18 protein-coding genes and 1 riboswitch are annotated in these 23,281 nt (G+C 60.3%); of the genes, 11 read left to right on the top strand and 7 right to left on the bottom strand.

All coding sequences use genetic code 11. From position 1 onward, the window contains the following. Positions 1-2: 2 nt before the first annotated feature. Together ACJ8KE_RS22635 and metF are read left to right on the top strand one after the other, a co-directional pair. A complete protein-coding gene (locus ACJ8KE_RS22635) occupies positions 3-2,438 on the top strand; it encodes a bifunctional aspartate kinase/homoserine dehydrogenase II (protein WP_028128089.1) in 2,436 nt (811 codons plus the stop codon). Positions 2,439-2,666: 228 nt separating this feature from the next. Continuing rightward, the gene (metF, locus tag ACJ8KE_RS22630; RefSeq protein WP_004931071.1) at positions 2,667-3,563 is read left to right on the top strand and encodes a methylenetetrahydrofolate reductase; all 897 of its coding nucleotides are present in this window, start codon (positions 2,667-2,669) and stop codon (positions 3,561-3,563) included. Positions 3,564-3,668: 105 nt separating this feature from the next. On the opposite strand, the gene ppc is transcribed toward metF, so the two are convergent. Together ppc and argE are read right to left on the bottom strand one after the other, a co-directional pair. Continuing rightward, positions 3,669-6,305 carry a phosphoenolpyruvate carboxylase gene (gene ppc / locus ACJ8KE_RS22625; protein ID WP_004931070.1) on the bottom strand — a complete coding sequence of 879 codons (2,637 nt, stop codon included), beginning with the start codon at positions 6,303-6,305 and terminating at the stop codon, positions 3,669-3,671. Positions 6,306-6,563: 258 nt separating this feature from the next. Next, positions 6,564-7,709: an acetylornithine deacetylase gene (gene argE, locus ACJ8KE_RS22620; protein WP_015379410.1), complete on the bottom strand. Its 1,146-nt coding sequence runs from the start codon at positions 7,707-7,709 to the stop codon at positions 6,564-6,566. Between the two features lie 216 nt (positions 7,710-7,925). Here argE and argC point away from each other — a divergent pair, with 216 nt between their 5' ends. The 4 genes from argC (at position 7,926) to argH (ending at position 12,412) form a co-directional block, all read left to right on the top strand. Continuing rightward, a complete protein-coding gene (gene argC / locus ACJ8KE_RS22615; RefSeq protein WP_015379409.1) occupies positions 7,926-8,930 on the top strand; it encodes an N-acetyl-gamma-glutamyl-phosphate reductase in 1,005 nt (334 codons plus the stop codon). Positions 8,931-8,950: 20 nt separating this feature from the next. After that, positions 8,951-9,724 carry an acetylglutamate kinase gene (gene argB / locus ACJ8KE_RS22610; protein ID WP_016929723.1) on the top strand — a complete coding sequence of 258 codons (774 nt, stop codon included), beginning with the start codon at positions 8,951-8,953 and terminating at the stop codon, positions 9,722-9,724. A 25-nt stretch (positions 9,725-9,749) separates the two neighbouring features. Beyond that, entirely contained in the window at positions 9,750-10,970 is a 1,221-nt protein-coding gene (locus ACJ8KE_RS22605) for an argininosuccinate synthase (protein ID WP_004931061.1), read from the top strand. Positions 10,971-11,038: 68 nt separating this feature from the next. Beyond that, a complete protein-coding gene (gene argH / locus ACJ8KE_RS22600; RefSeq protein ID WP_016929724.1) occupies positions 11,039-12,412 on the top strand; it encodes an argininosuccinate lyase in 1,374 nt (457 codons plus the stop codon). A gap of 33 nt (positions 12,413-12,445) precedes the next feature. Here the strand turns inward: argH and ACJ8KE_RS22595 are convergent, their stop codons facing one another. From ACJ8KE_RS22595 to ACJ8KE_RS22585, 3 genes are all read right to left on the bottom strand, one after another. Continuing rightward, positions 12,446-12,772, bottom strand: coding sequence for a type II toxin-antitoxin system HicB family antitoxin (locus ACJ8KE_RS22595; RefSeq protein WP_079450589.1), 327 nt, complete (start codon positions 12,770-12,772; stop codon positions 12,446-12,448). Between the two features lie 184 nt (positions 12,773-12,956). Continuing rightward, complete coding sequence (locus ACJ8KE_RS22590; RefSeq protein WP_317006151.1) at positions 12,957-14,405, bottom strand: dihydrolipoyl dehydrogenase; 1,449 nt, start codon at positions 14,403-14,405, stop codon at positions 12,957-12,959. A gap of 72 nt (positions 14,406-14,477) precedes the next feature. Then, complete coding sequence (locus tag ACJ8KE_RS22585; protein WP_015379403.1) at positions 14,478-15,209, bottom strand: glutathione peroxidase; 732 nt, start codon at positions 15,207-15,209, stop codon at positions 14,478-14,480. A 151-nt stretch (positions 15,210-15,360) separates the two neighbouring features. Here ACJ8KE_RS22585 and oxyR point away from each other — a divergent pair, with 151 nt between their 5' ends. Next, positions 15,361-16,278 carry a DNA-binding transcriptional regulator OxyR gene (gene oxyR / locus ACJ8KE_RS22580; protein ID WP_015379402.1) on the top strand — a complete coding sequence of 306 codons (918 nt, stop codon included), beginning with the start codon at positions 15,361-15,363 and terminating at the stop codon, positions 16,276-16,278. Here the strand turns inward: oxyR and sthA are convergent. Beyond that, positions 16,261-17,658, bottom strand: a complete 1,398-nt coding sequence (gene sthA / locus ACJ8KE_RS22575) for a Si-specific NAD(P)(+) transhydrogenase (RefSeq protein WP_004931047.1) — start codon at positions 17,656-17,658, stop codon at positions 16,261-16,263. The two genes, oxyR and sthA, sit on opposite strands and share 18 nt — an antisense overlap. A 218-nt stretch (positions 17,659-17,876) precedes the next feature. Here sthA and fabR point away from each other — a divergent pair, with 218 nt between their 5' ends. Both fabR and ACJ8KE_RS22565 read left to right on the top strand, forming a co-directional pair. Then, the gene (fabR, locus tag ACJ8KE_RS22570) at positions 17,877-18,509 is read left to right on the top strand and encodes an HTH-type transcriptional repressor FabR (RefSeq protein WP_004931044.1); all 633 of its coding nucleotides are present in this window, start codon (positions 17,877-17,879) and stop codon (positions 18,507-18,509) included. Positions 18,510-18,524: 15 nt separating this feature from the next. Beyond that, on the top strand, positions 18,525-18,896 hold the full coding sequence (locus tag ACJ8KE_RS22565; RefSeq protein WP_016929728.1) for a YijD family membrane protein: 372 nt from the start codon (positions 18,525-18,527) through the stop codon (positions 18,894-18,896). A 33-nt stretch (positions 18,897-18,929) separates the two neighbouring features. On the opposite strand, the gene trmA is transcribed toward ACJ8KE_RS22565, so the two are convergent. Beyond that, a complete protein-coding gene (trmA, locus tag ACJ8KE_RS22560) occupies positions 18,930-20,033 on the bottom strand; it encodes a tRNA (uridine(54)-C5)-methyltransferase TrmA (protein WP_442517377.1) in 1,104 nt (367 codons plus the stop codon). 122 nt (positions 20,034-20,155) lie between these two features. Beyond that, a riboswitch (cobalamin riboswitch) is annotated at positions 20,156-20,368 on the top strand. A gap of 69 nt (positions 20,369-20,437) precedes the next feature. Between trmA and btuB the strand changes: the two genes are divergently transcribed. Both btuB and murI read left to right on the top strand, forming a co-directional pair. After that, positions 20,438-22,309 (top strand): TonB-dependent vitamin B12 receptor BtuB, encoded by a 1,872-nt coding sequence (gene btuB, locus ACJ8KE_RS22555; protein ID WP_033639152.1) that lies wholly within the window; start codon positions 20,438-20,440, stop codon positions 22,307-22,309. Further along, positions 22,254-23,117, top strand: a complete 864-nt coding sequence (gene murI / locus ACJ8KE_RS22550; RefSeq protein ID WP_033631312.1) for a glutamate racemase — start codon at positions 22,254-22,256, stop codon at positions 23,115-23,117. The genes btuB and murI overlap by 56 nt, the downstream gene beginning before the upstream one ends. Positions 23,118-23,281 lie beyond the last annotated feature (164 nt).

The raw sequence follows: 23,281 nt of genomic DNA, 5'->3' as shown, positions 1-23,281 counted from the left end.
GCATGAATGCAATTGCTGTAGCAGGGCCGGTGAGCGGGCGTCAACTGCACAAGTTTGGCGGCAGCAGTCTGGCGGATGTGAAGTGTTATCTGCGTGTGGCCGGGATTATGGCGGAATACAGCCAGCCGGGCGACATGATGGTGGTATCGGCCGCCGGCAGTACCACCAACCAGTTGATCAACTGGCTGAAGCTCAGCCAGAGCGATCGCCTGTCTGCGCACCAGGTGCAGCAGACGTTGCGTCGCTATCACAGCGATCTTATCAGCGGCCTGTTGCCGCCGGAAAGCGCCGAGCCGCTGATCGCCGAGTTCATTCAGGATCTGGAACGTCTGGCGGCGCTGCTGGACGGCAACGTCGACGACGTGTGCTATGCCGAAGTGGTCGGGCACGGCGAGATCTGGTCGGCGCGCCTGATGGCGGCGGTGCTCAACCATCTGGATATGCAGGCGGCCTGGCTGGACGCGCGTGATTTCCTGCGCGCCGAGCGCGCCGCGCAGCCGCAGGTGGATGAAGGCCGTTCTTACCCATTGCTGCAGCAATTGTTGGCCCAACATCCGGGCAAACGCCTGGTGGTGACCGGGTTCATTTCGCGCAATGACGCCGGGGAAACCGTGCTGTTGGGGCGTAACGGCAGCGACTACTCCGCCACTCAGGTCGGCGCGTTGGCCGGCGCTGCTCGCGTCACCATCTGGAGCGACGTGGCCGGGGTATACAGCGCCGATCCGCGCAAGGTGAAAGACGCCTGCCTGCTGCCGCTGCTGCGTCTGGACGAAGCCAGCGAGCTGGCGCGTCTGGCGGCGCCGGTGTTGCACACCCGTACTCTGCAGCCGGTCTCCGGCAGCGATATCGATCTTCAGCTGCGCTGCAGCTATCAGCCGGAGCAGGGCTCGACGCGCATCGAGCGCGTATTGGCATCCGGCACCGGCGCCAAGATTGTCACCAGCCACGATGACGTGTGCCTGATTGAACTGCACGTCGCCGCTCAGCATGACTTCAAACTGGCGCAGAAAGAGTTGGATCTGGTGCTCAAGCGCGCGCAGATCAAACCGCTGGCGGTGGGCATCCACCCTGACCGCAATCGGGTGCAGCTGTGCTACACCTCCGAGGTGGTCAACAGCGCGCTGGTGACGCTGCAGGCCGCGGCGCTGCCAGGCGAGCTGCGCCTGCGCGAAGGGTTGGCGCTGGTGGCGATGGTCGGCGCCGGGGTATGCAAGAATCCGCTGCACAGCCACCGTTTCTATCAGCAGTTGAAAGATCAGCCGGTCGAGTTTATCTGGCAGGCGGAAGATGGCATCAGCCTGGTGGCGGTATTGCGCCAGGGGCCGACCGCGCTGCTGATCCAGGGGCTGCACCAAAGCCTGTTCCGCGCCGAGAAGCGCATCGGCCTGGTGTTGTTCGGCAAGGGTAACATCGGCTCCCGCTGGCTGGAGCTGTTCGCCCGCGAGCAGACCCATATTTCCGCGCGCAGCGGCTTCGAATTCATCCTGGCGGGGGTGGTGGACAGCCGCCGCAGCCTGCTGAACTACGACGGGCTGGATGCCAGCCGCGCGCTGGCGTTCTTTGAGGATGAGGCGCAGGCGCTGGACGAAGAATCGCTGTTCCTGTGGATGCGCGCGCACCCGTTCGACGATCTGGTGGTGCTTGACGTGACCGCCAGCGAAGAGCTGGCCGGGCAGTATCTGGATTTCGCCAGCCACGGTTTCCACGTGATCAGCGCCAACAAGTTGGCGGGGGCCTCGTGCAGCGACAGCTATCGCCAAATTCGCGACGCCTTCGCCAAAACCGGCCGCCACTGGCTGTACAACGCCACCGTCGGCGCCGGCCTGCCGGTCAACCACACGGTGCGCGATCTGCGCGACAGCGGCGACAGCATTCTGGCGATCAGCGGCATCTTCTCCGGCACGCTCTCCTGGCTGTTCTTGCAGTATGACGGCACGGTGCCGTTTACCGAGCTGGTGGATCAGGCCTGGCAGCAGGGGCTCACCGAACCGGATCCGCGGGTCGATCTCTCCGGCCAGGACGTGATGCGCAAGCTGGTGATCCTGGCGCGTGAGGCGGGCTACGACATCGAACCGAACCAGGTGCGGGTCGAGTCACTGGTGCCGGCGGGCTGCGAACTGGGCTCCGTCGATCAGTTCTTCGAGAACGGCGAGGCGCTGAATCAGCAGATGCAACAGCGCTTTGAGGCCGCCAGCGAAATGGGCCTGGTGCTGCGTCACGTGGCGCGTTTCGACGCCAACGGCAAGGCGCGGGTCGGCGTGGAGGCAGTGCGCCCTGAGCATCCTCTGGCCTCGCTGCTGCCGTGCGACAACGTGTTCGCCATCGAGAGCCGCTGGTATCGCGATAATCCGCTGGTGATCCGCGGGCCGGGCGCCGGCCGCGATGTGACCGCCGGCGCGATCCAGTCAGACCTTAACCGATTGGCGCAGCTGCTTTAATCCTCTGCGGGCGCGGGTTCACCGCGCCCCTTTGCTTTTCCTGCCATACTTATCCCTGCCGCTGTCATGAAATTTCCTCTTTGAGCGGGTGAGGATTAATCATCTTATTCCCCTCATTTTCCTGTTGACTCTTTAGCCAACATGCGGCATTTTCTATCTAGACGTCTAAACGTATAGACGCTCATCAAGATGAAATAAAAACAGTGATCGAGAAGAGGTGAGCAGGGTATGAGTTTTTTCCACGCAAACCAGCGGGAAGCGCTGAATCAGAGTCTGGCGGAGTTGAACGGCCAGATTAACGTATCATTCGAGTTCTTCCCGCCACGCACCAGCGAGATGGAAGAGACCCTGTGGCAGTCGATCGATCGTCTGAGCATCCTCAAACCTAAATTCGTTTCAGTCACCTACGGCGCCAACTCCGGCGAGCGCGATCGCACCCACAGCATCATCAAGGGGATCAAGGAGCGCACCGGCCTGGAGGCTGCGCCGCACCTGACCTGCATCGACGCCAGCCCGGCGCAGTTGCGCGACATCGCGACCGACTACTGGAACAGCGGCATCCGCCATATCGTGGCGCTGCGCGGCGATCTGCCGCCGGGCGGCGGCAAGCCGGACATGTACGCGACCGATCTGGTGGCGCTGTTGAAAGACGTGGGCGACTTCGACATTTCCGTCGCCGCCTACCCGGAAGTGCACCCGGAGGCGAAGAGCGCCCAGGCCGATTTGATTAACCTGAAACGCAAGATCGACGCCGGCGCCAGTCGCGCCATCACCCAGTTCTTCTTCGACGTTGAGAGCTACCTGCGCTTCCGCGACCGTTGCGTCGCCGCCGGTATCGACGTGGAAATCGTGCCGGGCATTCTGCCGGTGTCCAACTTCAAGCAGCTGCAGCGCTTCGCCACCATGACCAATGTGCGGGTGCCAAGCTGGATGACCAGCATGTTCGAAGGGCTGGACGACGATGCGGAGACCCGCAAAATGGTCGGCGCCAACATCGCCATGGACATGGTGAAGATCCTCAGCCGCGAAGGGGTGAAAGATTTCCACTTCTATACGCTGAACCGCGCCGAGATGAGCTACGCCATCTGCCACACGCTGGGCGTGCGTCCGGTGGCCGCCGCCTGACGGGTCTGTTCCATTTAAAAGGGCGCCGCTTTACCGCGGCGCCCTTTTTTTGTGGGGGAAGGCATAAAAAAACGGCCCCGATAAACGGGGCCGCGATGAGGCGCACTAGCCGGTGTTGCGCATCCCGGCGGCGACGCCGGCGATGGTGACCATCAGAGCCTGCTCTACGCGGGCGTCCGGCTGCTCCTGCTGGCGCGAACGGTGCAGCAATTCGGCCTGCAAGACGTTCAACGGGTCGGTATAAACGTTGCGCAGTGCGATGGATTCGGCGATCCACGGCAGGTCTTCCATCAGGTGCGCATCGTTGGCGATGGTCAGCACCACCTTGATGTCGCTTTCCAGCTGATCGCGCAGCTGTTGGCCCAGCGGCCACAGCGATTTATCCACCAGGCGCTGATCGTAGTATTCCGCCAGCCACAGGTCGGCCTTGGCGAACACCATTTCCAGCATGGCGATACGGGTGGAGAAGAATGGCCAGTCGCGGCACATCGCCTCCAGCTCCGCCTGTTTGCCGGCTTTCACCGCTTCCTGCAATCCGGCGCCGGCGCCGAGCCAGGCCGGCAGCATCAGGCGGTTCTGCGTCCAGGCGAAAATCCACGGAATGGCGCGCAGGCTCTCCACGCCGCCGTTCGGCTTGCGCTTGGCCGGGCGTGAGCCCAGCGGCAGTTTGCCCAGCTCCAGCTCCGGCGTGGCCGCGCGGAAGTAAGGCACGAAGTCCGGGTTTTCACGCACGTAGCCGCGATACATCCGGCAGGAGGTCTCGGACAGGTCGTCCATCAGCGCCCGCCATTCTTTCTTCGGTTCCGGCGGCGGCAGCAGGTTGGCCTCGAGGATCGCGCCGGCATACAGCGCCAGGCTGCTGATGGTGACTTCCGGCAGGCCGAACTTGAAGCGGATCATCTCGCCCTGTTCGGTGACGCGCAGGCCGCCCTTCAGGCTGCCCGGCGGCTGCGACAGCAGCGCCGCATGCGCCGGAGCGCCGCCGCGGCCGATGGAACCGCCGCGGCCGTGGAACAGCGTCAGCGCCACGCCGGCCTTTTCACAGGTTTTGATCAGCGCGTCCTGCGCGCGGTACTGCGCCCAGGAAGCGGCCATCACGCCGGCGTCTTTCGCCGAGTCGGAATAGCCGATCATCACCATCTGTTTGCCCTGGATGAAGCCGCGATACCAGTCGATGTTCAGCAACTGGGTCATCACGTCGTCGGCGTTGTTCAGGTCGTCGAGGGTTTCGAACAGCGGGGCGACCGGCAGCGCGAACGGGCAGCCGGCCTCTTTCAGCAGCAGGTGCACCGCCAGCACGTCGGAAGGCGTGCGCGCCATCGAAATCACATAGGCGGCGATCGAGCCCTGCGGCGCTTCGGCGATCACCCGGCAGGTTTCCAGCACTTCCTGCGTGTCGGCGCTCGGTTGCCATTTCAGCGGCACCAGCGGGCGTTTGGAGTTCAGCTCGCGGATCAGGAACGCCTGTTTATCGGCTTCCGACCAGCTTTCATAGTCGCCCAGCCCCAGATAGCGGGTCAGCTCGGCGATGGCTTCGGTATGGCGGGTGCTCTCCTGACGCACGTCGATGCGCACCAGCGGCACGCCGAAGCAGCGCACGCGGCGCAGGGTATCCAGCAGTTGACCGTTGGCGATGATGCCCATGCCGCAGGCCTGCAGCGACTGGTAGCAGGCATACAGCGGCTCCCACAGCTGCTCGTTGTTCACCAGCAGGTCGTGCGGTTTCAGCACGCGCTCGCCCTTCAGGCGGCCTTCAAGATAAGCCTGGGAACTCATTAGCTGGCTGCGCAGCTGCTTCATGATTTCGCGGTACGGTTCCTGCACCTCATCGCCGCCGGCGCGGGCGCGCAGCTCCGGGGTGCATTCGGTCATCGACAGCTCAGAGACCAGCACCTGGATATCGCGGGTGAACAGGTCGCAGGCTTTCCAGCGGCTGAGCAGCAGCACATGGCGGGTAATTTCGGCGGTCACGTTCGGGTTGCCGTCACGATCGCCGCCCATCCAGGAGGTAAAGCGCACCGGCACCGCTTCCACCGGCAGGCTGTAATCGATGGAGTTTTCCAGCTGTTCGTTGAATTCGCGCAGGAACGCCGGCACGCCTTCCCACAGGCTGTTTTCCACCACCGCAAAGCCCCATTTGGCTTCGTCGATCGGGGAAGGGCGGTGTTTGCGAATTTCATCGGTGTGCCACGACTGGGCCACCAGCTGACGCAGGCGGCGCATGATCTTGTTGCGCTCGTAGTCGGCCAGATCGTTGTGATCGAGCTGGCTGAGGCAGGTGTTGACCTCCACCAGCTTGTGGATCAGGGTGCGGCGGGTGATCTCCGTCGGGTGCGCCGTCAGCACCAGCTCGATGGAGAGTTGCGATACCGCGTGCTGCAGCTCTTTGTCGCTGAGCTTTTTGTCTTTGAGACGGCTGAACAGTTGAGCCAGCGCTTCCGGGTTGCTGGCGGCCTCGCCGTTGGGCGAAATGCTGTGGTACTGCTCGGCGACGTTGGTCAGGTTGAGGAACTGGCTGAAGGCGCGCGCCACCGGCAGCAGCTCGTCGTTGGACAAGTTCTGCAGGGTGGAGAGCAGCTCCTGGCGATGCGCTTCGTTGCCGGCGCGTGAGGATTTGGAAAGCTTACGGATGGTCTCAACGCGATCGAGAATATGCTCACCCAGCGCTTCTTTGATGGTATCGCCGAGCAATTTGCCGAGCATACTGACATTACTGCGCATTGCCGAATATTGTTCGTTCATATAACCCCTGACCCAGTTCTGTATGATTTTTATCTTGTAAATAAATTTCACGCGTCAGGCGCAGACCGCCTGCCTGATCACATCGCGTTCCTGTCCAATCGTCAATTGACACTATTTTTAGCAAAAAAACATCAAAATCGGCGCATTTTCTGAAATTTAATTACGGCGCGTCGGTTATCAGCACGGCTTATTTCGCCGTTTTCTACTTATTTTGAGTTAGGGGAAAGCATAAAGCATTTCCCCTGCTAAATGTCGGGTTTATTGCCGGCAAAAGTGATTGACCAGTTGGCCCAGCAGTTTGCGCGTCGGTTCGATAAACGCGGTGTCGATGTACTCGTCCGGCTGGTGGGCCTGATCGATGGAACCGGGGCCGAGCACCAGGGTCGGGCAGACCTGCTGCACGAACGGCGCTTCGGTGCAGTAGTTGACCACCTGCGTGCGGGTGCCCAGCAGCTCCTCGATCACCGCCACCATGCGGTGGTCGGTCGGGCACTCGTAGCCCGGCACCGACGCATGCAGCTCTTCGATGGTCAGGCGGCCCGGCCAGCGTTGGCTCACCGGCTCCAGCGCCTGATGCATCAGTTCGTTAATGTTGTCGAGCGTCATGCCGGGCAGCGGGCGGATGTCCAGGTGCAGCTCGCAGCAGGCGCAGATGCGGTTGGCCGCGTCGCCGCCGCTGATATGGCCGAAGTTCATGGTGGGATAAGGCACGGCGAACGCCGGGTTGTTGTAGCGCTCCTGCAGGGTTTTGCGCAGCTCCATCAGGCGGCCGATGGATTCGTGCATCAGATCGATGGCGTTGACGCCGCGCGCCGGATCGCTGGAGTGGCCGGACTGGCCGACGATGCGAATGGCGTTGGCCATGTGGCCCTTGTGCGCGCGCACCGGCTGCAGCGAGGTCGGTTCGCCGATGATGGCGAAATCCGGCCGAATGGCGGTGGAGGCGGCGAAATAACGTGCGCCGGCCATCGTCGTTTCTTCATCTGCGGTCGCCAGAATGTACAGCGGCTTGGTCAGTTTGCTCGCGTCGATGTCGCGCACCGCGTCCAGAATAAAGGCGAAGAAGCCTTTCATGTCGGCGGTGCCCAACCCGTAGAGCTTGTTGTCGTGCTCGGTCAGGGTGAAGGGATCGCGCGTCCAGCGGCCTTCGTCGTAAGGCACCGTATCGGTGTGGCCGGCCAGCAGCAGGCCGCCGCTGCCTTCGCCGATGCTGGCCAGCAGGTTGAATTTGTGGCGCGATTCCGGCACCGGCTGTACGTCGACGCGAAAGCCCAGGTCGGCAAACCATCCGGCCAGCAAGTTGATTAACGCCTCATTGCTCTGATCGAGGCCGGCATCGGTGGCGCTGATCGACGGAGTGGCGATCAACGCCCGGTACAGCTCAATAAATGGAGGTAATTTCATCTTCACTGTTGACAGCCTTTGGTTAGGATAGTATCAATATTCATGCATTTATTTTGAATAAAAATACAGTAAGCCGAAGCGTAAGGGAACCCGATACCCGGATGTTTATAAAAGCATCAACGCCTGGCTCCGTGGGTGAACGGCGCAACAACGCTGGCTAGCCCTGTTACCTGGGTCGCAAGCGACCGCACGTCAGTTTAGAAGGTGAAAGGCCACATGTTGAATACGCTGATCGTTGGTGCCAGCGGTTACGCCGGAGCGGAGCTCACGGCTTACCTGAATCGCCACCCACACATGAACATAACCGCTTTAGCGGTTTCAGCGCAAAGTGCAGATGCAGGAAAGTTGCTTTCCGATCTCCATCCCCAGTTGAAAGGCATCGTCGATCTGCCGCTGCAGCCGTTGACCGACGTCGCCAAGGCGGCGCAGGGCATCGACGTGGTGTTCCTCGCCACCGCTCATGAAGTCAGCCACGATATCGCCCCGGCCTTCCTGGCGGCAGGCTGCGTGGTGTTCGATCTGTCCGGCGCCTTCCGCGTGCAGGATGCCGGTTTCTATAGCCAGTATTACGGTTTCGAACATCAGCATGGCGCCCTGCTGGAGCAGGCGGTGTACGGCCTGGCGGAGTGGCAGAGCGACAAGATCAAACAGGCGCAGCTGATCGCCGTGCCGGGCTGTTACCCGACGGCGGCGCAGCTGGCGCTGAAACCGTTAATCGAAAAACAGTTGCTGAATCTGGATCAGTGGCCGGTGATCAACGCCACCAGCGGCGTCAGCGGCGCCGGGCGCAAGGCCAGCATGACCACCAGTTTCTGCGAAGTGAGCCTGCAGCCGTACGGCATTTTCACTCACCGGCACCAGCCGGAGATCGCCGCGCACCTGGGCGTGCCGGTTATCTTTACCCCGCATCTGGGCAACTTCCCACGCGGCATCCTTGAAACCATCACCTGCCGCCTGAAAGCCGGCGTGACCGCGCAGGACGTGGCCGCCGCCTATCACGCCGCGTATGACGACAAGCCGCTGGTGCGGTTGTACGACCAGGGCGTGCCGGCGCTGAAAGCGGTGGTGGGGCTGCCGTTCTGCGACATCGGCTTTGCGGTGCAGGGCGAGCATCTGATCGCCGTGGCGGCGGAAGACAACCTGCTGAAAGGCGCGGCGGCGCAGGCGGTGCAATGCCTGAATATCCGTTTCGGCTTCCCGGAAACCCAATCACTCCTTTAAACCAGCGTGAGTAAACAGCAATGAACCCGTTAATTATCAAGTTAGGTGGCGTGTTATTAGACAGTGAAGAAGCGCTGGAGCGTCTGTTTACCGCATTGGACAGCTATCGGCAGCAGCACCAGCGCCCGTTGGTGATCGTCCACGGCGGCGGCTGCGTGGTGGACGAACTGATGAAGCAGCTCGCTTTGCCGGTGGTGAAAAAGAACGGCCTGCGGGTCACGCCGGCCGATCAGATCGACATCATCACCGGCGCGCTGGCCGGCACCGCCAACAAAACGCTGCTGGCGTGGGCGATTAAACACCAAATCAACGCCGTCGGCCTGAGCCTGGCGGACGGCGGCAGCGCGGTCGTGACCCCGCTCGATCCGGCATTGGGCCACGTCGGCAACGCGCAGCCCGGCTCGCCCGCGCTGCTCAATACCCTGCTGGGCGCCGGCTACCTGCCGGTTATCAGCTCCATCGGCATCACCGCCGAAGGGCAGTTAATGAACGTGAACGCCGATCAGGCGGCGACGGCGCTGGCGGCGACGCTGGGGGCGGATCTGATCCTGCTGTCGGACGTCAGCGGCATCCTCGACGGCAAGGGGCAACGCATTGCGGAAATGACGGCACAAAAAGCGGAACAACTGATCGCGCAAGGCATCATCACCGATGGTATGGTGGTGAAGGTGAATGCGGCGCTCGACGCCGCCCGCACCCTCGGCCGCCCGGTGGATATCGCCAGCTGGCGCCATGCCGATCAGCTTCCTGCTTTGTTTAACGGCGTGTCGATTGGCACCCGGATCCTCGCTTAATTTTAGAATTAGAAAGGAATAGATCATGCAAAACCAAGGCATCAAAAAAATCGTTCTGGCGTACTCCGGCGGCCTGGATACCTCGGCCATCATTCCATGGCTGAAAGAGAACTACGGCGGCTGTGAAGTGGTGGCGTTCGTGGCGGACATCGGCCAGGAGCGCAGCGATCTGGAAGGCGTGGAGCAAAAAGCCCTGCAGTCCGGTGCCTCTGAATGCCACGTGGTCGATCTGCGTGAAGAATTTATCCGCGATTACGTTTATCCGGTGCTGCAGACCGGCGCCCTGTACGAGGGCAGCTACCTGCTGGGCACCTCGATGGCGCGGCCGATCATCGCCAAGGCGCAGGTCGAGCTGGCGTTGAAAGTGGGCGCCGACGCGCTGTGCCACGGCGCAACCGGTAAAGGCAACGATCAGGTGCGTTTCGAAACCACCTACACCGCGCTGGCGCCGCAGTTGAAAGTGGTGGCGCCGTGGCGTGAGTGGAACCTGCGTTCCCGTGAAGCGCTGCTGGATTACCTGAAAGAGCGCAATATCCCGACCACCGCATCGCTGGAGAAAATCTACAGCCGCGATGAGAACGCCTGGCACATCTCCACCGAAGGCGGCGTGCTGGAAAGCCCGTGGAACGCGCCAAATAAGGATTGCTGGGTATGGACCGTCGATCCGCAGGAAGCGCCGGACCAGCCTGAGCAGGTGACCGTTACCGTCGAGAAAGGCCGCGTCGTGGCGGTTAACGGTAAAGCGCTGTCGCCGTACCAGTGCCTGGAAACCCTGAACGCGCTGGGCGCCAAGCACGGCGTCGGCCGGATCGACATCGTGGAAAACCGTCTGGTGGGCATCAAATCCCGCGGCTGCTATGAGACCCCGGGGGGCACCATCATGGTGGCGGCGCTGCGCGCCATCGAGCAGCTGGTGCTGGATCGCGACAGCTTCAAATGGCGCGAGCAGCTGGGCCTGGAGATGTCCTATGTGGTATACGACGGCCGTTGGTTCGCGCCGCTGCGCCGTTCGCTGCAGGCCTCTGCCGAAGCATTGGCTGAAGAGGTGAACGGTGAAGTGGTGCTGCAGCTGTACAAAGGCCAGGTGACGGCGACCCAGAAAAAATCCGCCAACAGCCTGTACTCCGAAGAGTTCGCCACCTTCGGCGAAGACGAAGTTTACGATCACAGCCACGCGGGCGGCTTTATCCGTCTGTTCTCTCTGTCTTCACGCATTCGCGCGTTGAACGAGAAAAAGAATAAATAATCGATTGGCGTGACTCTGCAAGGGCGCAGCATGCTGCGCCCTTTCGCATAAAAATTCAGGAGTAAGATATGGCACTTTGGGGCGGACGGTTCACTCAGGCGGCGGATCAGCGGTTCAAACAACTCAATGATTCGCTGCGGTTCGATTATCGCCTGGCGGAGCAGGATATCGTGGGCTCGGTGGCCTGGTCGAAGGCGCTGGTGACCGTTAACGTGTTGACCGCAGCGGAGCAACAGCAGCTGGAGCAGGCGCTGAATGCGCTACTGAAGGAAGTCCAGGCCGATCCTTTGGCGATCGTCCAAAGCGATGCGGAAGACATCCACAGCTGGGTAGAGCAGAAGCTGATCGAGAAGGTCGGCGACTTGGGCAAGAAGCTGCACACCGGCCGCAGCCGCAACGATCAGGTCGCGACCGATCTGAAGCTGTGGTGCAAACAGCAGATCGGCGATCTGCATCAGGCGATCGTCCAACTGCAGCAGGCGCTGGTGGAGACCGCCGAAGCCAACCAGGATGCGGTGATGCCGGGGTATACGCACCTGCAACGCGCGCAGCCGGTGACTTTCGCGCACTGGTGCCTGGCCTATGTCGAGATGCTGGCGCGCGATGAGAGCCGTCTGCAGGATACCCTGAAACGGCTGGACGTCAGCCCGCTGGGCAGCGGCGCGCTGGCCGGCACCGCTTATCCTATCGATCGCGAGCAGCTGGCCGGCTGGCTGGGCTTTGCCTCGGCGACCCGCAACAGCCTGGACAGCGTCTCCGATCGCGATCACGTGCTGGAGCTGCTGTCCAACGCCGCCATCAGCATGGTTCACCTGTCGCGCTTCGCCGAAGATCTGATCTTCTTCAACAGCGGCGAGGCGGCGTTTGTCGAGCTGTCTGACCGCGTGACCTCCGGCTCTTCGCTGATGCCGCAGAAGAAAAACCCGGACGCGCTGGAGCTGATCCGCGGCAAGTGCGGCCGCGTACAGGGCGCGCTGACCGGCATGATGATGACGCTGAAAGGCCTGCCGCTGGCGTACAACAAAGACATGCAGGAAGACAAAGAAGGGCTGTTCGACGCGCTCGACACCTGGATGGACTGCCTGCAGATGGCGGCGCTGGTGCTGGACGGCATTCAGGTGAAGCGCCCGCGCTGCCGGGAAGCGGCGGAGCAGGGTTATGCGAATGCCACCGAGCTGGCGGACTACCTGGTCGCCAAAGGCGTGCCGTTCCGCGAAGCGCACCATATCGTCGGTGAGGCGGTGGTAGAAGCCATTCGCCAGGGAAAACCGCTGGAAGCGCTGCCGCTGGCGGATTTGCAGCAGTTCAGCGCGACGATCGGCGACGACGTCTATCCGATCCTGGCGTTGCAATCCTGCCTGGACAAACGTGCGGCCAAAGGCGGCGTCGCGCCGCAGCAGGTGGCCGCGGCAATCGCCGCAGCGAAACAGCGTTTGGCTTGACGACGAGGGCGGCCTGGCGCCGCCCTTGAACCTTTACCCCGCCAGGCGTGCGCAGAGATAACGGTTCAGGCTCACGCCTTCTTCCATCGCGCCGATCGCCAGCCGGCGATGCTGTTCCGGCGTCATGCGCAGCACCAGTTTGCCGCTGAAATTTTTCTCCGCCAACGCCTGCGGCGGCGTTTCGCCTTGCGCCAGTATGTCGGCGATCGTTTCGCTCACCACTTTCTCGATACCCTCCAATGCGCCGGTACGCGTGGCGGCCAGCCAGGACAACGAGGGGAATTCGGCGCACAGCCCGACATATTCACGGTCTTGCGCTGACCAAGTGATGCGATAGGTATAGTGTTCATGCTTTTCCATGTTCTTCCTCCATTCTGGCTTCGCCCTTCAATTTAGTGTCATTATTGATATCACTTCAATATCGAAGCATAAAAAATGAGCGTAGGAGGGCAGTGAGGCAAGAGGAGGGAGGAAAATCTGGAAAGCGCTGCGCAAAAAAAAAACCGGGCCTGAAGGCCCGGTAGGTGTGAACGGATAAGGGGCGTTATTCGCCCGGACAGCGCTGACAGCGCTCGATTTCGGCCGTGCCGAGTTTGAGCTTCGCCTGCAGGTCGCGCAGCGCAGTGCGCAAGCCTTCTTCGATCACCGGATGATAGAACGGCATGTCCAGCATCTGGTCGACGGTCATCTGCTGCTGGTGCGCCCAGGCCAGCAGGTGCGCGATGTGTTCGGCGTCCGGGCCGATCATTTCCGCGCCGAGGAAACGGCCGGTGCCTTGCTCGCCGTAGACGTGCAGAATGCCTTTGTTGCGCAGCATCACCCGCGAGCGGCCCTGATTCTCAAACGAGACGTTGCCCACTTCAAAGCAGCCGCAGGCGCTGAACTTCTCGCTCAGCTCGCGGAAGGTTGAGCCGACCATGGCGATCTGCGGATCGGAGAACACCACCGAAATCGCGCTGCGGCGCAGACCCGGATTGATCTCCGGGAAGCTGCCGGCGTTGGCGCCGGCGATGCGCGCCTGATCGCTGGCCTCGTGCAGCAGCGGTAGTTGGTTGCTGGCGTCGCCGGCAATGAAAATATGCGGCACGCTGGTTTGCATCGTCAGGCGGTCGGCCAGCGGCACGCCTCGGGCGTCGAGCTGCAAGCCGGTATTTTCGAGGCCTAACCGATCGACGTTGGGGCGGCGGCCGGTGGCGGCCAGCACGTAGTCCACCAGGATCTCCTGCGGTTGGCCCTGCAGATCCTGATAGCGGATAAATACGCGGTCGCCTTCGCGCTGCATCATCTCTACCTTCACGTCGGCGTCGAGGTTGAACTCTTCCCCCAGCGCTTTGGCGGCGTAATCGCGTACGGCGCTGTCGGTCAGCGGCCCGACGGCGCCGCCGATGCCGAATACCTTGGTGTCGACGCCGAGGCGGTGCAGCGCTTGCCCCAGCTCCAGCCCGATGACACCGGGGCCGAATACCGCTACGGATTGCGGCAAGTCATCCCAGTTGAACACGTCGTCGTTGACGATCAGGCGATCGCCCAGTTCGTTCCACGGCGCCGGCCAGCTGGGGCGGGAACCAGTGGCGATCACGATACGCTGCGCCACGATGCGCGTATGGTCATCGACCTGCAGCGTGTTGTCGTCGATAAAGCGGGCATAGCCCTGAATTTTGTCGGCGGCCGGGATCTCGTCCACGCCTTCCAGCACGAAGCCGACGAAACGATCGCGTTCGCGTTTGACGCGCGCCATCACCTCGCGTCCGTCGATACGCGTTTTGCCGGTTGGGTGCACGCCAAAGCCCGGTGCACGTTCGATTTGATGCACCGCTTCGGCGGCGGCGATCAATAATTTGGATGGCATGCAGCCAACGCGCGCACAGGTGGTGCCATAAGGCCCGCCTTCAATCATCACCACGCTGGGGGTAGACAGTTTGGCCGCGCGGTAGGCGCCGAGCCCTGCGGTGCCGCCGCCGATGACCGCGACATCAACGTTCAACAGTTTCATATCCGCTCCTGAAAGGTAAAAAAAGGGCGGGCCGTAGCCCGCCAAAGTTCACGTTGGCTTTGTTATTACTTATTAAGCTGACAGGAAGGTTTCCAGATCGTCGCTGCCGCCGATGTGACGACCGCCGATGAATACTTGCGGCACCGTGGCGCGGCCGCTGACGGCGCGCAGGCTGACGGTGGTGGCGTCTTTGCCCAGCACGATCTCTTCATACTGAATGCCACGCTCTTGCAGCATCTGCTTGGCTTTGGCGCAGAATGGGCAGCCCGGTTTGGTGAACAGAGAGACCGATTCCTGCACTTTGAATTCCGGCGCCAGGTATTTCAGCATGGTGTCGGCGTCGGACACTTCAAACGGGTCGCCCGGCTTGTTCGGCTCGACAAACATTTTCTCGACCACGCCGTTGCGTACCAGCATCGAGTAGCGCCATGAGCGAGGGCCAAAGCCCAGATCCGCTTTCTCGACCAGCATGTTCATGCCTTTGGTGAATTCACCGTTGCCGTCCGGTACGAAGGTGATGTTTTCCGCATGTTGGTCAGCTTTCCAGGCGTTCATGACGAAGGTGTCGTTCACGGAGACGCAAAGAATGCTGTCGACGCCGTGCTGCTTGAATACGCTGGACAGTTCGTTGTAGCGCGGCAGGTGGCTCGAAGAACAGGTCGGCGTGAACGCGCCCGGCAGCGAGAAAACAATGACGGTTTTGTTTTTGAACAGGTCATCAGTGGTCACATCAATCCATTGGTCGCCCTGACGGGTGTGGAAAGTAACCTGAGGAACTTTCTTGCCTTCTTGACTGGTAAACATTGATTAACCCCTTAATTAGGAAAAGTAATTTTTAGCATTTAGCGCGATATCGCTTCGTTGGGACACATTATTGTCGCTGGGGCTTGATAGATCTAATCGCTCATTGCTATCTTATCTATCGCCATGAGCTATCATGGAATGGAGGGAAACAATGAATATTCGTGATTTAGAGTATCTGGTCGCCTTGGCCGAGCACCGGCACTTCCGCCGCGCGGCCGATTCATGCCATGTAAGCCAACCCACGCTGAGCGGGCAGATCCGCAAGCTGGAAGACGAGTTGGGCGTCATGCTGCTCGAGCGCACCAGCCGCAAGGTGCTGTTCACCCAGGCGGGTCTGTTGCTGGTGGAGCAGGCGCGTACCGTGCTGCGCGAAGTGAAAGTGTTGAAGGAGATGGCCAGCCAGCAGGGCGAAGCCATGTCCGGGCCGCTGCACATCGGCCTGATCCCGACCGTGGGGCCTTATCTGCTGCCGCAGATCATACCGACACTGCACAAAACCTTCCCGAAACTGGAAATGTACCTGCACGAAGCGCAAACCCACCAACTGCTGGCGCAACTCGACAGCGGCAAACTGGACTGCGCCATTCTGGCGTTGGTGAAGGAAACCGAGGCGTTTATCGAAGTGCCTCTGTTCGATGAACCGATGAAGCTGGCGGTGTATTCCGATCACCCGTGGGCGCAGCGCGAGCGCGTGGCGATGCCGGATTTGGCGGGAGAGAAGCTGCTGATGCTGGAAGATGGCCACTGCCTGCGCGATCAGGCGATGGGCTTCTGCTTCCAGGCTGGCGCGGACGAAGATACTCACTTCCGCGCCACCAGTCTGGAAACGTTGCGCAATATGGTCGCTGCCGGCAGCGGCATTACCCTGCTGCCGTCACTGGCGGTGCCGCCGCAGCGCGAACGCGACGGCGTGTGCTATCTGGATTGCTACAAGCCGGAGCCGAAGCGCACCATCGCGCTGGTGTACCGCCCTGGCTCCCCTTTGCGCAGCCGTTATGAGCAACTGGCCGAGGCGATCCGCGAACACATGCAGGGCTACATCGACAGCGCGTTAAAACAGGCGGTTTAAGCCGTTTAGCGCCGCCACCCGGTAGGCTTCGGCCATGGTCGGATAGTTGAAGGTCGTATTAACGAAATACTCGATAGTATTGCCTTCACCTTTCTGTTCCATGATCGCCTGGCCGATGTGGATGATCTCCGCCGCACGCTCGCCGAAGCAGTGGATCCCAAGGATCTGCAGGGTGTCGCGATGGAACAGGATCTTCAGGCTGCCGACGTTCATCCCGGCGATCTGCGCGCGCGCCAGATGCTTGAACTGGGCGCGGCCCACTTCATACGGCACCTTCATCGCGGTCAGTTCCTGCTCGGTTTTGCCGACGGAGCTGATTTCCGGAATGGTGTAGATGCCGGTCGGGATATCTTCGATTAAGTGACCGCTGGCTTCGCCGGAGGCGATCGCTTGCGCGGCGATGCGGCCCTGATCGTAGGCGGCGGAAGCCAGGCTCGGATAGCCGATCACGTCACCGACCGCATAAATGTGCGACAGCGCGGTTTGATACATGCTGTTCACTTTCAGCAGCCCGCGGCTGTCCGACTCCAGGCCGACGTTCTCCAACCCCAGCGAATCGGTGTTGCCGGTACGGCCGTTGGCGTACAGCAGGCAGTCCGCTTTCACCTTCTTGCCGGACTTCAGGTGCACGATCACGCCGTCTTCGGTGCCTTCGATCTTCTCGAATTCTTCGTTGTGGCGGATCACCACCCCGTTGTTCCAGAAATGGTAAGAGAGCGAATCCGACATCTCCTGATCGAGGAACGCCAGCAGACGATCGCGGGTGTTGATCAGATCGACCTTGACGTTCAGGCCGCGGAAGATGGACGCATACTCGCAGCCGATCACCCCGGCGCCGTAAATGATCACGTGGCGCGGCTCATGGCTCAGCTCGAGAATGGAATCGCTGTCGTAGATGCGCGGATGGTTGAAGTCGACGCTGGCCGGATGGTAAGGGCGCGAGCCGCAGGCGATCACGATGTGATCGGCGCGGATGGTGTCCTGGGTGCCGTCCATGTAGCTGACGCTGACGGTGTTGGCGTCGATGAAGCGCGCGTCGCCGGCGAACAGTTTGCACTGGTTCCGCTCATAGAACCCTTGGCGCATTCGGGTCTGCTGGCTGATGACGTTATCGGCGTGGCGTAAAATGTCAGGGAAGGTCGCGCTGAGCGTGCGCGAGTTGTTGTAAAGCGGGTTCTGGTTGAATTCGATAATGCGGCTGACGGCGTGGCGGAGGGCTTTGGAGGGGATGGTGCCCCAATGGGTACATCCGCCGCCTACGTTATTGTACCGTTCGATAACGGCCACGCGGGCGCCTTGTTTCACCAGCCCCATGGCGGCACCTTCACCACCAGGGCCCGAGCCAATCACAATGGCATCAAATTGATAGTGCTGTTGCATGTAGGAGAGACCTGTTTTTTTATACAAGATTACAACGGTATCTTAACATCATAGCGCTGCTCACCCAATCACCATTAGGCTTTTTGAGTCAAAGCACAATCGGCTCAGAGCGGAAGTGTGATAGAGCGCGTTAGTATAAATGCTGTTGCAATAAAATTTGCTATATTGCCGAGTCTAGGGCGTTAGACTGAGAGAATGGAACCTATCCGGATATGCATATGGGCGTCAGAGCACAACAAAAAGAACGGACTCGTCGTTCCCTGATCGAAGCCGCATTCAGCCAGCTGAGCGCCGAACGCAGTTTCGCCAGCCTGAGCCTGCGGGAAGTTTCACGCGAGGCGGGCATCGCGCCCACGTCGTTTTACCGCCATTTCCGCGACGTGGATGAGCTGGGGCTGACCATGGTGGACGAAAGCGGCCTGATGCTGCGTCAGTTGATGCGCCAGGCGCGCCAACGCATCGCCAAGGGCGGCAGCGTGATCCGCACCTCGGTGTCCACCTTTATGGAATTTATCGGCAACAACCCGAACGCCTTCCGCCTGCTGCTGCGCGAGCGCTCCGGCACGTCGGCGGCATTCCGTGCGGCGGTGGCGCGCGAGATCCAGCATTTCATCGCCGAACTGGCGGACTACCTCGAGTTGGAAAACCATATGCCGCGCAGCTTTACCGAAGCGCAGGCGGAGGCGATGGTCACCATCGTGTTCAGCGCCGGCGCGGAAGCGCTGGATATCGACGTCGAGCAGCGGCAGCAGCTGGAAGAGCGGCTGGTGCTGCAATTGCGTATGATCTCCAAAGGGGCGTATTACTGGTATCGTCGCGAACAAGAAAAAGCTTCTGTGTCCCACGTATAAAAAAGGTAAACAATGATGGAAAAACCAGGCCGTGAAAATGGCACCTTACTGCTGGCGTTGATTGCTGGCCTTTCGATCAACGGTTCCTTTGCCGCGCTGTTCAGCTCGGTGGTGCCGTTTTCGATCTTCCCGCTGATTGCGTTGGTGCTGGCGGTGTACTGTCTGCATCAGCGTTACCTGAACCGCGCCATGCCGGACGGCATGCCGAAGCTGGCGGCGGCCTGCTTCCTGCTGGGGCTGCTGATGTACAGCGCCATCGTGCGCGCCGAATACCCGCAGATCGGTTCCAACTTCCTGCCGTCGGTAGTGTGTGTGGCGCTGGTGCTGTGGATTGGGGTCAAGCTGAAGGCGCGCAAGACGCTGGATGCGCCGACTCAAGAGCCGTAATGAAACGGGGCGCCATGTGGCGCCCCTGTCGTATCAGCGGTGTTTTTCCAGCAACACGCCGCATTCCATGTGATGGGTATACGGGAACTGATCGAACAGCGCCAGACGGCTGACCCGGTGGGTGGCCTGCAGCGTTTCCAGGTTGGCGCACAACGTTTCCGGATTGCATGAAATATACAGAATGCGCGGGTAAGCCTGCACCATCTTCACCGTTTCATCGTCCAGCCCGCTGCGCGGCGGATCGACGAAAATCGTCTCGCAGTTGTAGCCGCTCAGATCGATGCCTTTCAACCGGTTGAATTCGCGTACTCCGTTCATCGCCTGGGTGAAGTCTTCCGCCGCCATGCGGATGATCTGCACGTTGTCGATATGGTTGGCGGCGATGTTGTACTGCGCCGCCGCCACCGACGGCTTGGCGATCTCGGTCGCCAGCACGCGCTCGAAATTGCGCGCCAACGCCAGCGAGAAGTTGCCGTTGCCGCAGTACAGCTCCAGTAAATCGCCTTTGGAACCGGCGGTGACCGCCAGCGCCCATTCCAGCATCTGCACGTTCATGGCCGCGTTGGGTTGAGTAAAGCTGTTTTCCACCTGGCGGTAGATCATATCGCGGCCGGCGACCGGCAGCACTTCGTCAACATAATCCTGGTCGAGCATGATTTTGGTCTTCGACGCCCGGCCGATCAACTGCAGGTCAAAACCCTGCGCGCGCAGCTCGTCGCGCAGTTGCTCGGCGCGCTGCTGCCAAGCGTCATCCAGCTTGCGGTGGTACAGCAGCGAGGCGATGATTTTACCGCTTTGCGTCGACAGATAATCGATCTGGAACAGCTTGTGACGCAGGATCGGCTCCGGTTTCAGCGCGGCGATCAGGGCGCTCATCAGGCGGTTGATCAGTTCGCTGGCGGCCGGGAATTGATCGACGCGAATACGCTGCTTGGTCTGCTGATCGAACATGATGTGATACATGTCGTCCGCGTCGTGCCAGATGCGGAACTCGGCGCGCATGCGGTAGTGGTCGACTGGCGAGCGGAACACTTCCGGCTCGGGCGCCGCGAACGGTGACATCAACGTCTTCAGGCGGGCGACTTTCTCCGCCAGTTGGTCATCGTAACGTTCAATAGGCAAATTCTCGGGCGTCATGTGTGTCTTCTCGTCAGGCAAATTTGATCAGCGGGGATTGTAGGGAATCAGCCCGTGAAGTCCAGTTTTGTCGCGTTTATTATTTGTAACATTAATAGCAGTCTAGACATCTATTTGCATTGATCGTAGCATTGCCGTCCGGCCTCAAGCAGCGAGTGAAAAGGGAATCCGGTGTGAATCCGGAGCTGACGCGCAGCGGTAAGGGGAAGTCACGGCGATAGCGTTTCGACGCAGACACTGTCCATTGCAGGATGGGAAGTCATCGCCCGTTGCCGGTCGCGCCCCGCGGCCCGCAAATCCCAAGCCCGAAGACCTGCCGGTGTTACGTCGCAATGTCCGTGGCCGTCGCGAACTACCGGCCATGATCCTGCGGCATCCGCCAATTAAGTTTGGATGCTTTTCTCATGACAATTACAAAAAATACGCTGCTGGCGGTGGTCTCCTCCGTCACGGCTTTTTCTGGATGGGCGCAAGACAACACCACAGCCACGAATGGCGATAACCTGGTGGTGACCGCCAACCGCTTCCCGCAGCCGGTTTCTTCCGTATTGGCGCCGACCTCCGTCGTCACCCGTAACGATATCGATCGCTGGCAGGCCAAGAGCCTGACCGATGTGATGCGCCGTTTGCCGGGCGTGGACGTTGGCCAAAACGGCGGGTTGGGGCAAAAGAGCTCGCTGTTTATTCGCGGCACCAACTCCAGCCACGTGCTGGTGCTAATTGACGGCATTCGCCTTAATCAGGCGGGCGTCAGCGGCTCTTCCGATCTCAGCCAAATCCCGATTTCTCTGGTGCAGAAAGTCGAATACATTCGCGGCCCGCGTTCGGCGGTATACGGTTCCGACGCCATCGGCGGCGTAGTCAACATCATTACCACGCGTGAAAAGAACGGTACTACGCTCTCAGCCGGCGTCGGCTCCAACGGCTATCAATCCTATGACGCGTCGACTCAACAGCCGTTGGGCGACAGCACCGTGGCGACGGTAGCGGGTGACTACACCTACACCAAAGGGTATGACGTGGTGGCCTACGGCAGCACCGGCATGCAAAGCCAGCAGGATCGCGATGGCTTTATGAGTAAGTCGCTGTATGGTGCGCTTGAGCACCAGTTCAGCGAATCGGTCAGCGGTTTTGTGCGCGGGTATGGTTACGACAACCGCACGGCGTATGATAGTTATTATTCCTCACCGACCAGCCCTCTGCTGGATACGCGCAAACTGTATAGCCAAACCTGGGATACCGGATTGCGCTATAAAGAAGGCATTTACGCAACACAAGTGATTGGCAGCTACAGCCATAGCAAGGATTACGATTACGATCCTCGCCTCGGCATGCATGACAGCTCGGCCAGCCTGGTGGATTCCGAACAGTACAACCTGCAGTGGGGCAATACGCTGCAGGTTGGACAGGGTACCGTAAGCTCTGGCGTCGACTGGCAGCAACAGAAAATCAAACCGGATTCCACCACCGTGAAGGGTGAAAAAAGCCAACGTGATGCAGGCATCTACCTGACCGCGCAGCAACTGGTTGGCCCGGTAACGCTGGAAGGCGCGGTTCGAGGTGACGATCATTCCGAGTTTGGCTGGCATGGCACCTGGCAAACCAGCGCGGCCTGGGAATTCGTCGAGGGATACCGTTTTATCGCGTCGTATGGCACGGCGTTCAAAGCACCGAATATGAGCCAGCTATACGGCAACTTCGGTAACAACACCGATCTGAAACCGGAAGAAAGCAAGCAGTGGGAAGGTGGCTTTGAAGGGCTGACCGGCCCGGTGACCTGGCGCATCTCCGGTTATCGCAACGACATCGACAATTTGATCGATTCCACGGGGGAAACCAACTACGTCTATTACAACGTGGGTAAGGCGACCATCAAAGGGATTGAAGCTACGGCCTCGTTTGATACCGGCCCGTTGACGCATCAGATTGGTTATGACTATGTCGATCCTCGCAACGCCAAGACCAATGAAGTGCTGCTGCGGCGCGCCAAGCAGCAGGTGAAATATGAGCTGGACTGGCAGCTGTATGACTTTGACTGGGCGGTGACTTATCAATATCTGGGTCAACGTTATGACAAGGATTACAGTACCTATCCGGAACAAAGCGTTAAACTTGGCGGCGTGAGCCTGTGGGATCTCGCAGTTTCGTATCCGGTCACATCTCATCTGACAGTTCGTGGTAGAATTGCCAACCTGTTTGATAAAGATTATGAGACGGCCTATGGCTACGCTACTCCAGGAAGAGAATACTACCTCACTGGAAGCTATACCTTCTAACAGTACCGCCACACCTCGCCCGACGGTGCTGGTTTTCGATTCCGGCGTCGGCGGGCTGTCGGTGTATCAGGAGATTCGGCAGTTGCTGCCGGATCTCCACTATATATACGCTTTCGACAACGTGGCGTTCCCCTACGGCGAGAAGTCCGAAGAGTTTATCGTTGAGCGCGTGCTGGAGATTGTCGGCGCGGTGCAGCAGCGTCATCCTCTGGCGATTGTCGTCATTGCCTGCAACACCGCCAGCACCGTTTCCTTGCCGGCCTTGCGCGAGCGTTTCAGTTTCCCTGTCGTGGGCGTGGTGCCCGCCATCAAACCGGCGGCCCGTCTTACCGTCAACGGCATTGTCGGCCTGTTGGCGACCCGCGGCACCGTACAGCGCAGCTACACCCACGAACTGATTTCCCGTTTCGCCACCGACTGCAAGATTGAACTGCTGGGCTCTTCAGAGCTGGTGGAGCTGGCGGAGGCCAAGCTCCACGGCGAAGCCGTGCCGCTGCCGGTGCTGAAGAAGATCCTGCATCCGTGGCTGAGCATGCGCGAGCCGCCGGATACCGTCGTGCTGGGCTGCACCCATTTTCCTCTGTTAGCTGAAGAGCTGATGCAGGTGTTGCCGGAAGGCACCCGATTGGTGGATTCCGGCGCGGCGATTGCCCGCCGCACAGCCTGGCTCATCTCTACGCAGGAAAGCCTGGTCTCGAGCCAGGAAGAGAATCTGGCGTATTGCATGGCGTTAAATGAAGATACTGACGCTTTATTGCCCGTTTTGCAGGGCTACGGCTTTAAATCGTTGAAAAAATTGCCGCTTTAACGGTGTTTTGGTCAAACATTCAACGGTTGGAAAAAATATTGAAAATAGGGGTTGCGGCCTGCCGAGAACTCCCTATAATGCGCCTCCACTGACCGGGAACAACGACTGACAAGCCGCCGGGTCAGCGAGAAGAAAGCGAAATAAACGCTTGACTCTCCGGGCGA

The sequence above is a fragment of the Serratia sp. CY56464 genome, from assembly GCF_052168435.1.
GTDB lineage: Bacteria > Pseudomonadota > Gammaproteobacteria > Enterobacterales > Enterobacteriaceae > Serratia > Serratia marcescens.
The sequence above is the reverse complement of the archived record's forward strand: the minus strand, read 5'-3'. Positions and strand labels throughout refer to the sequence as shown.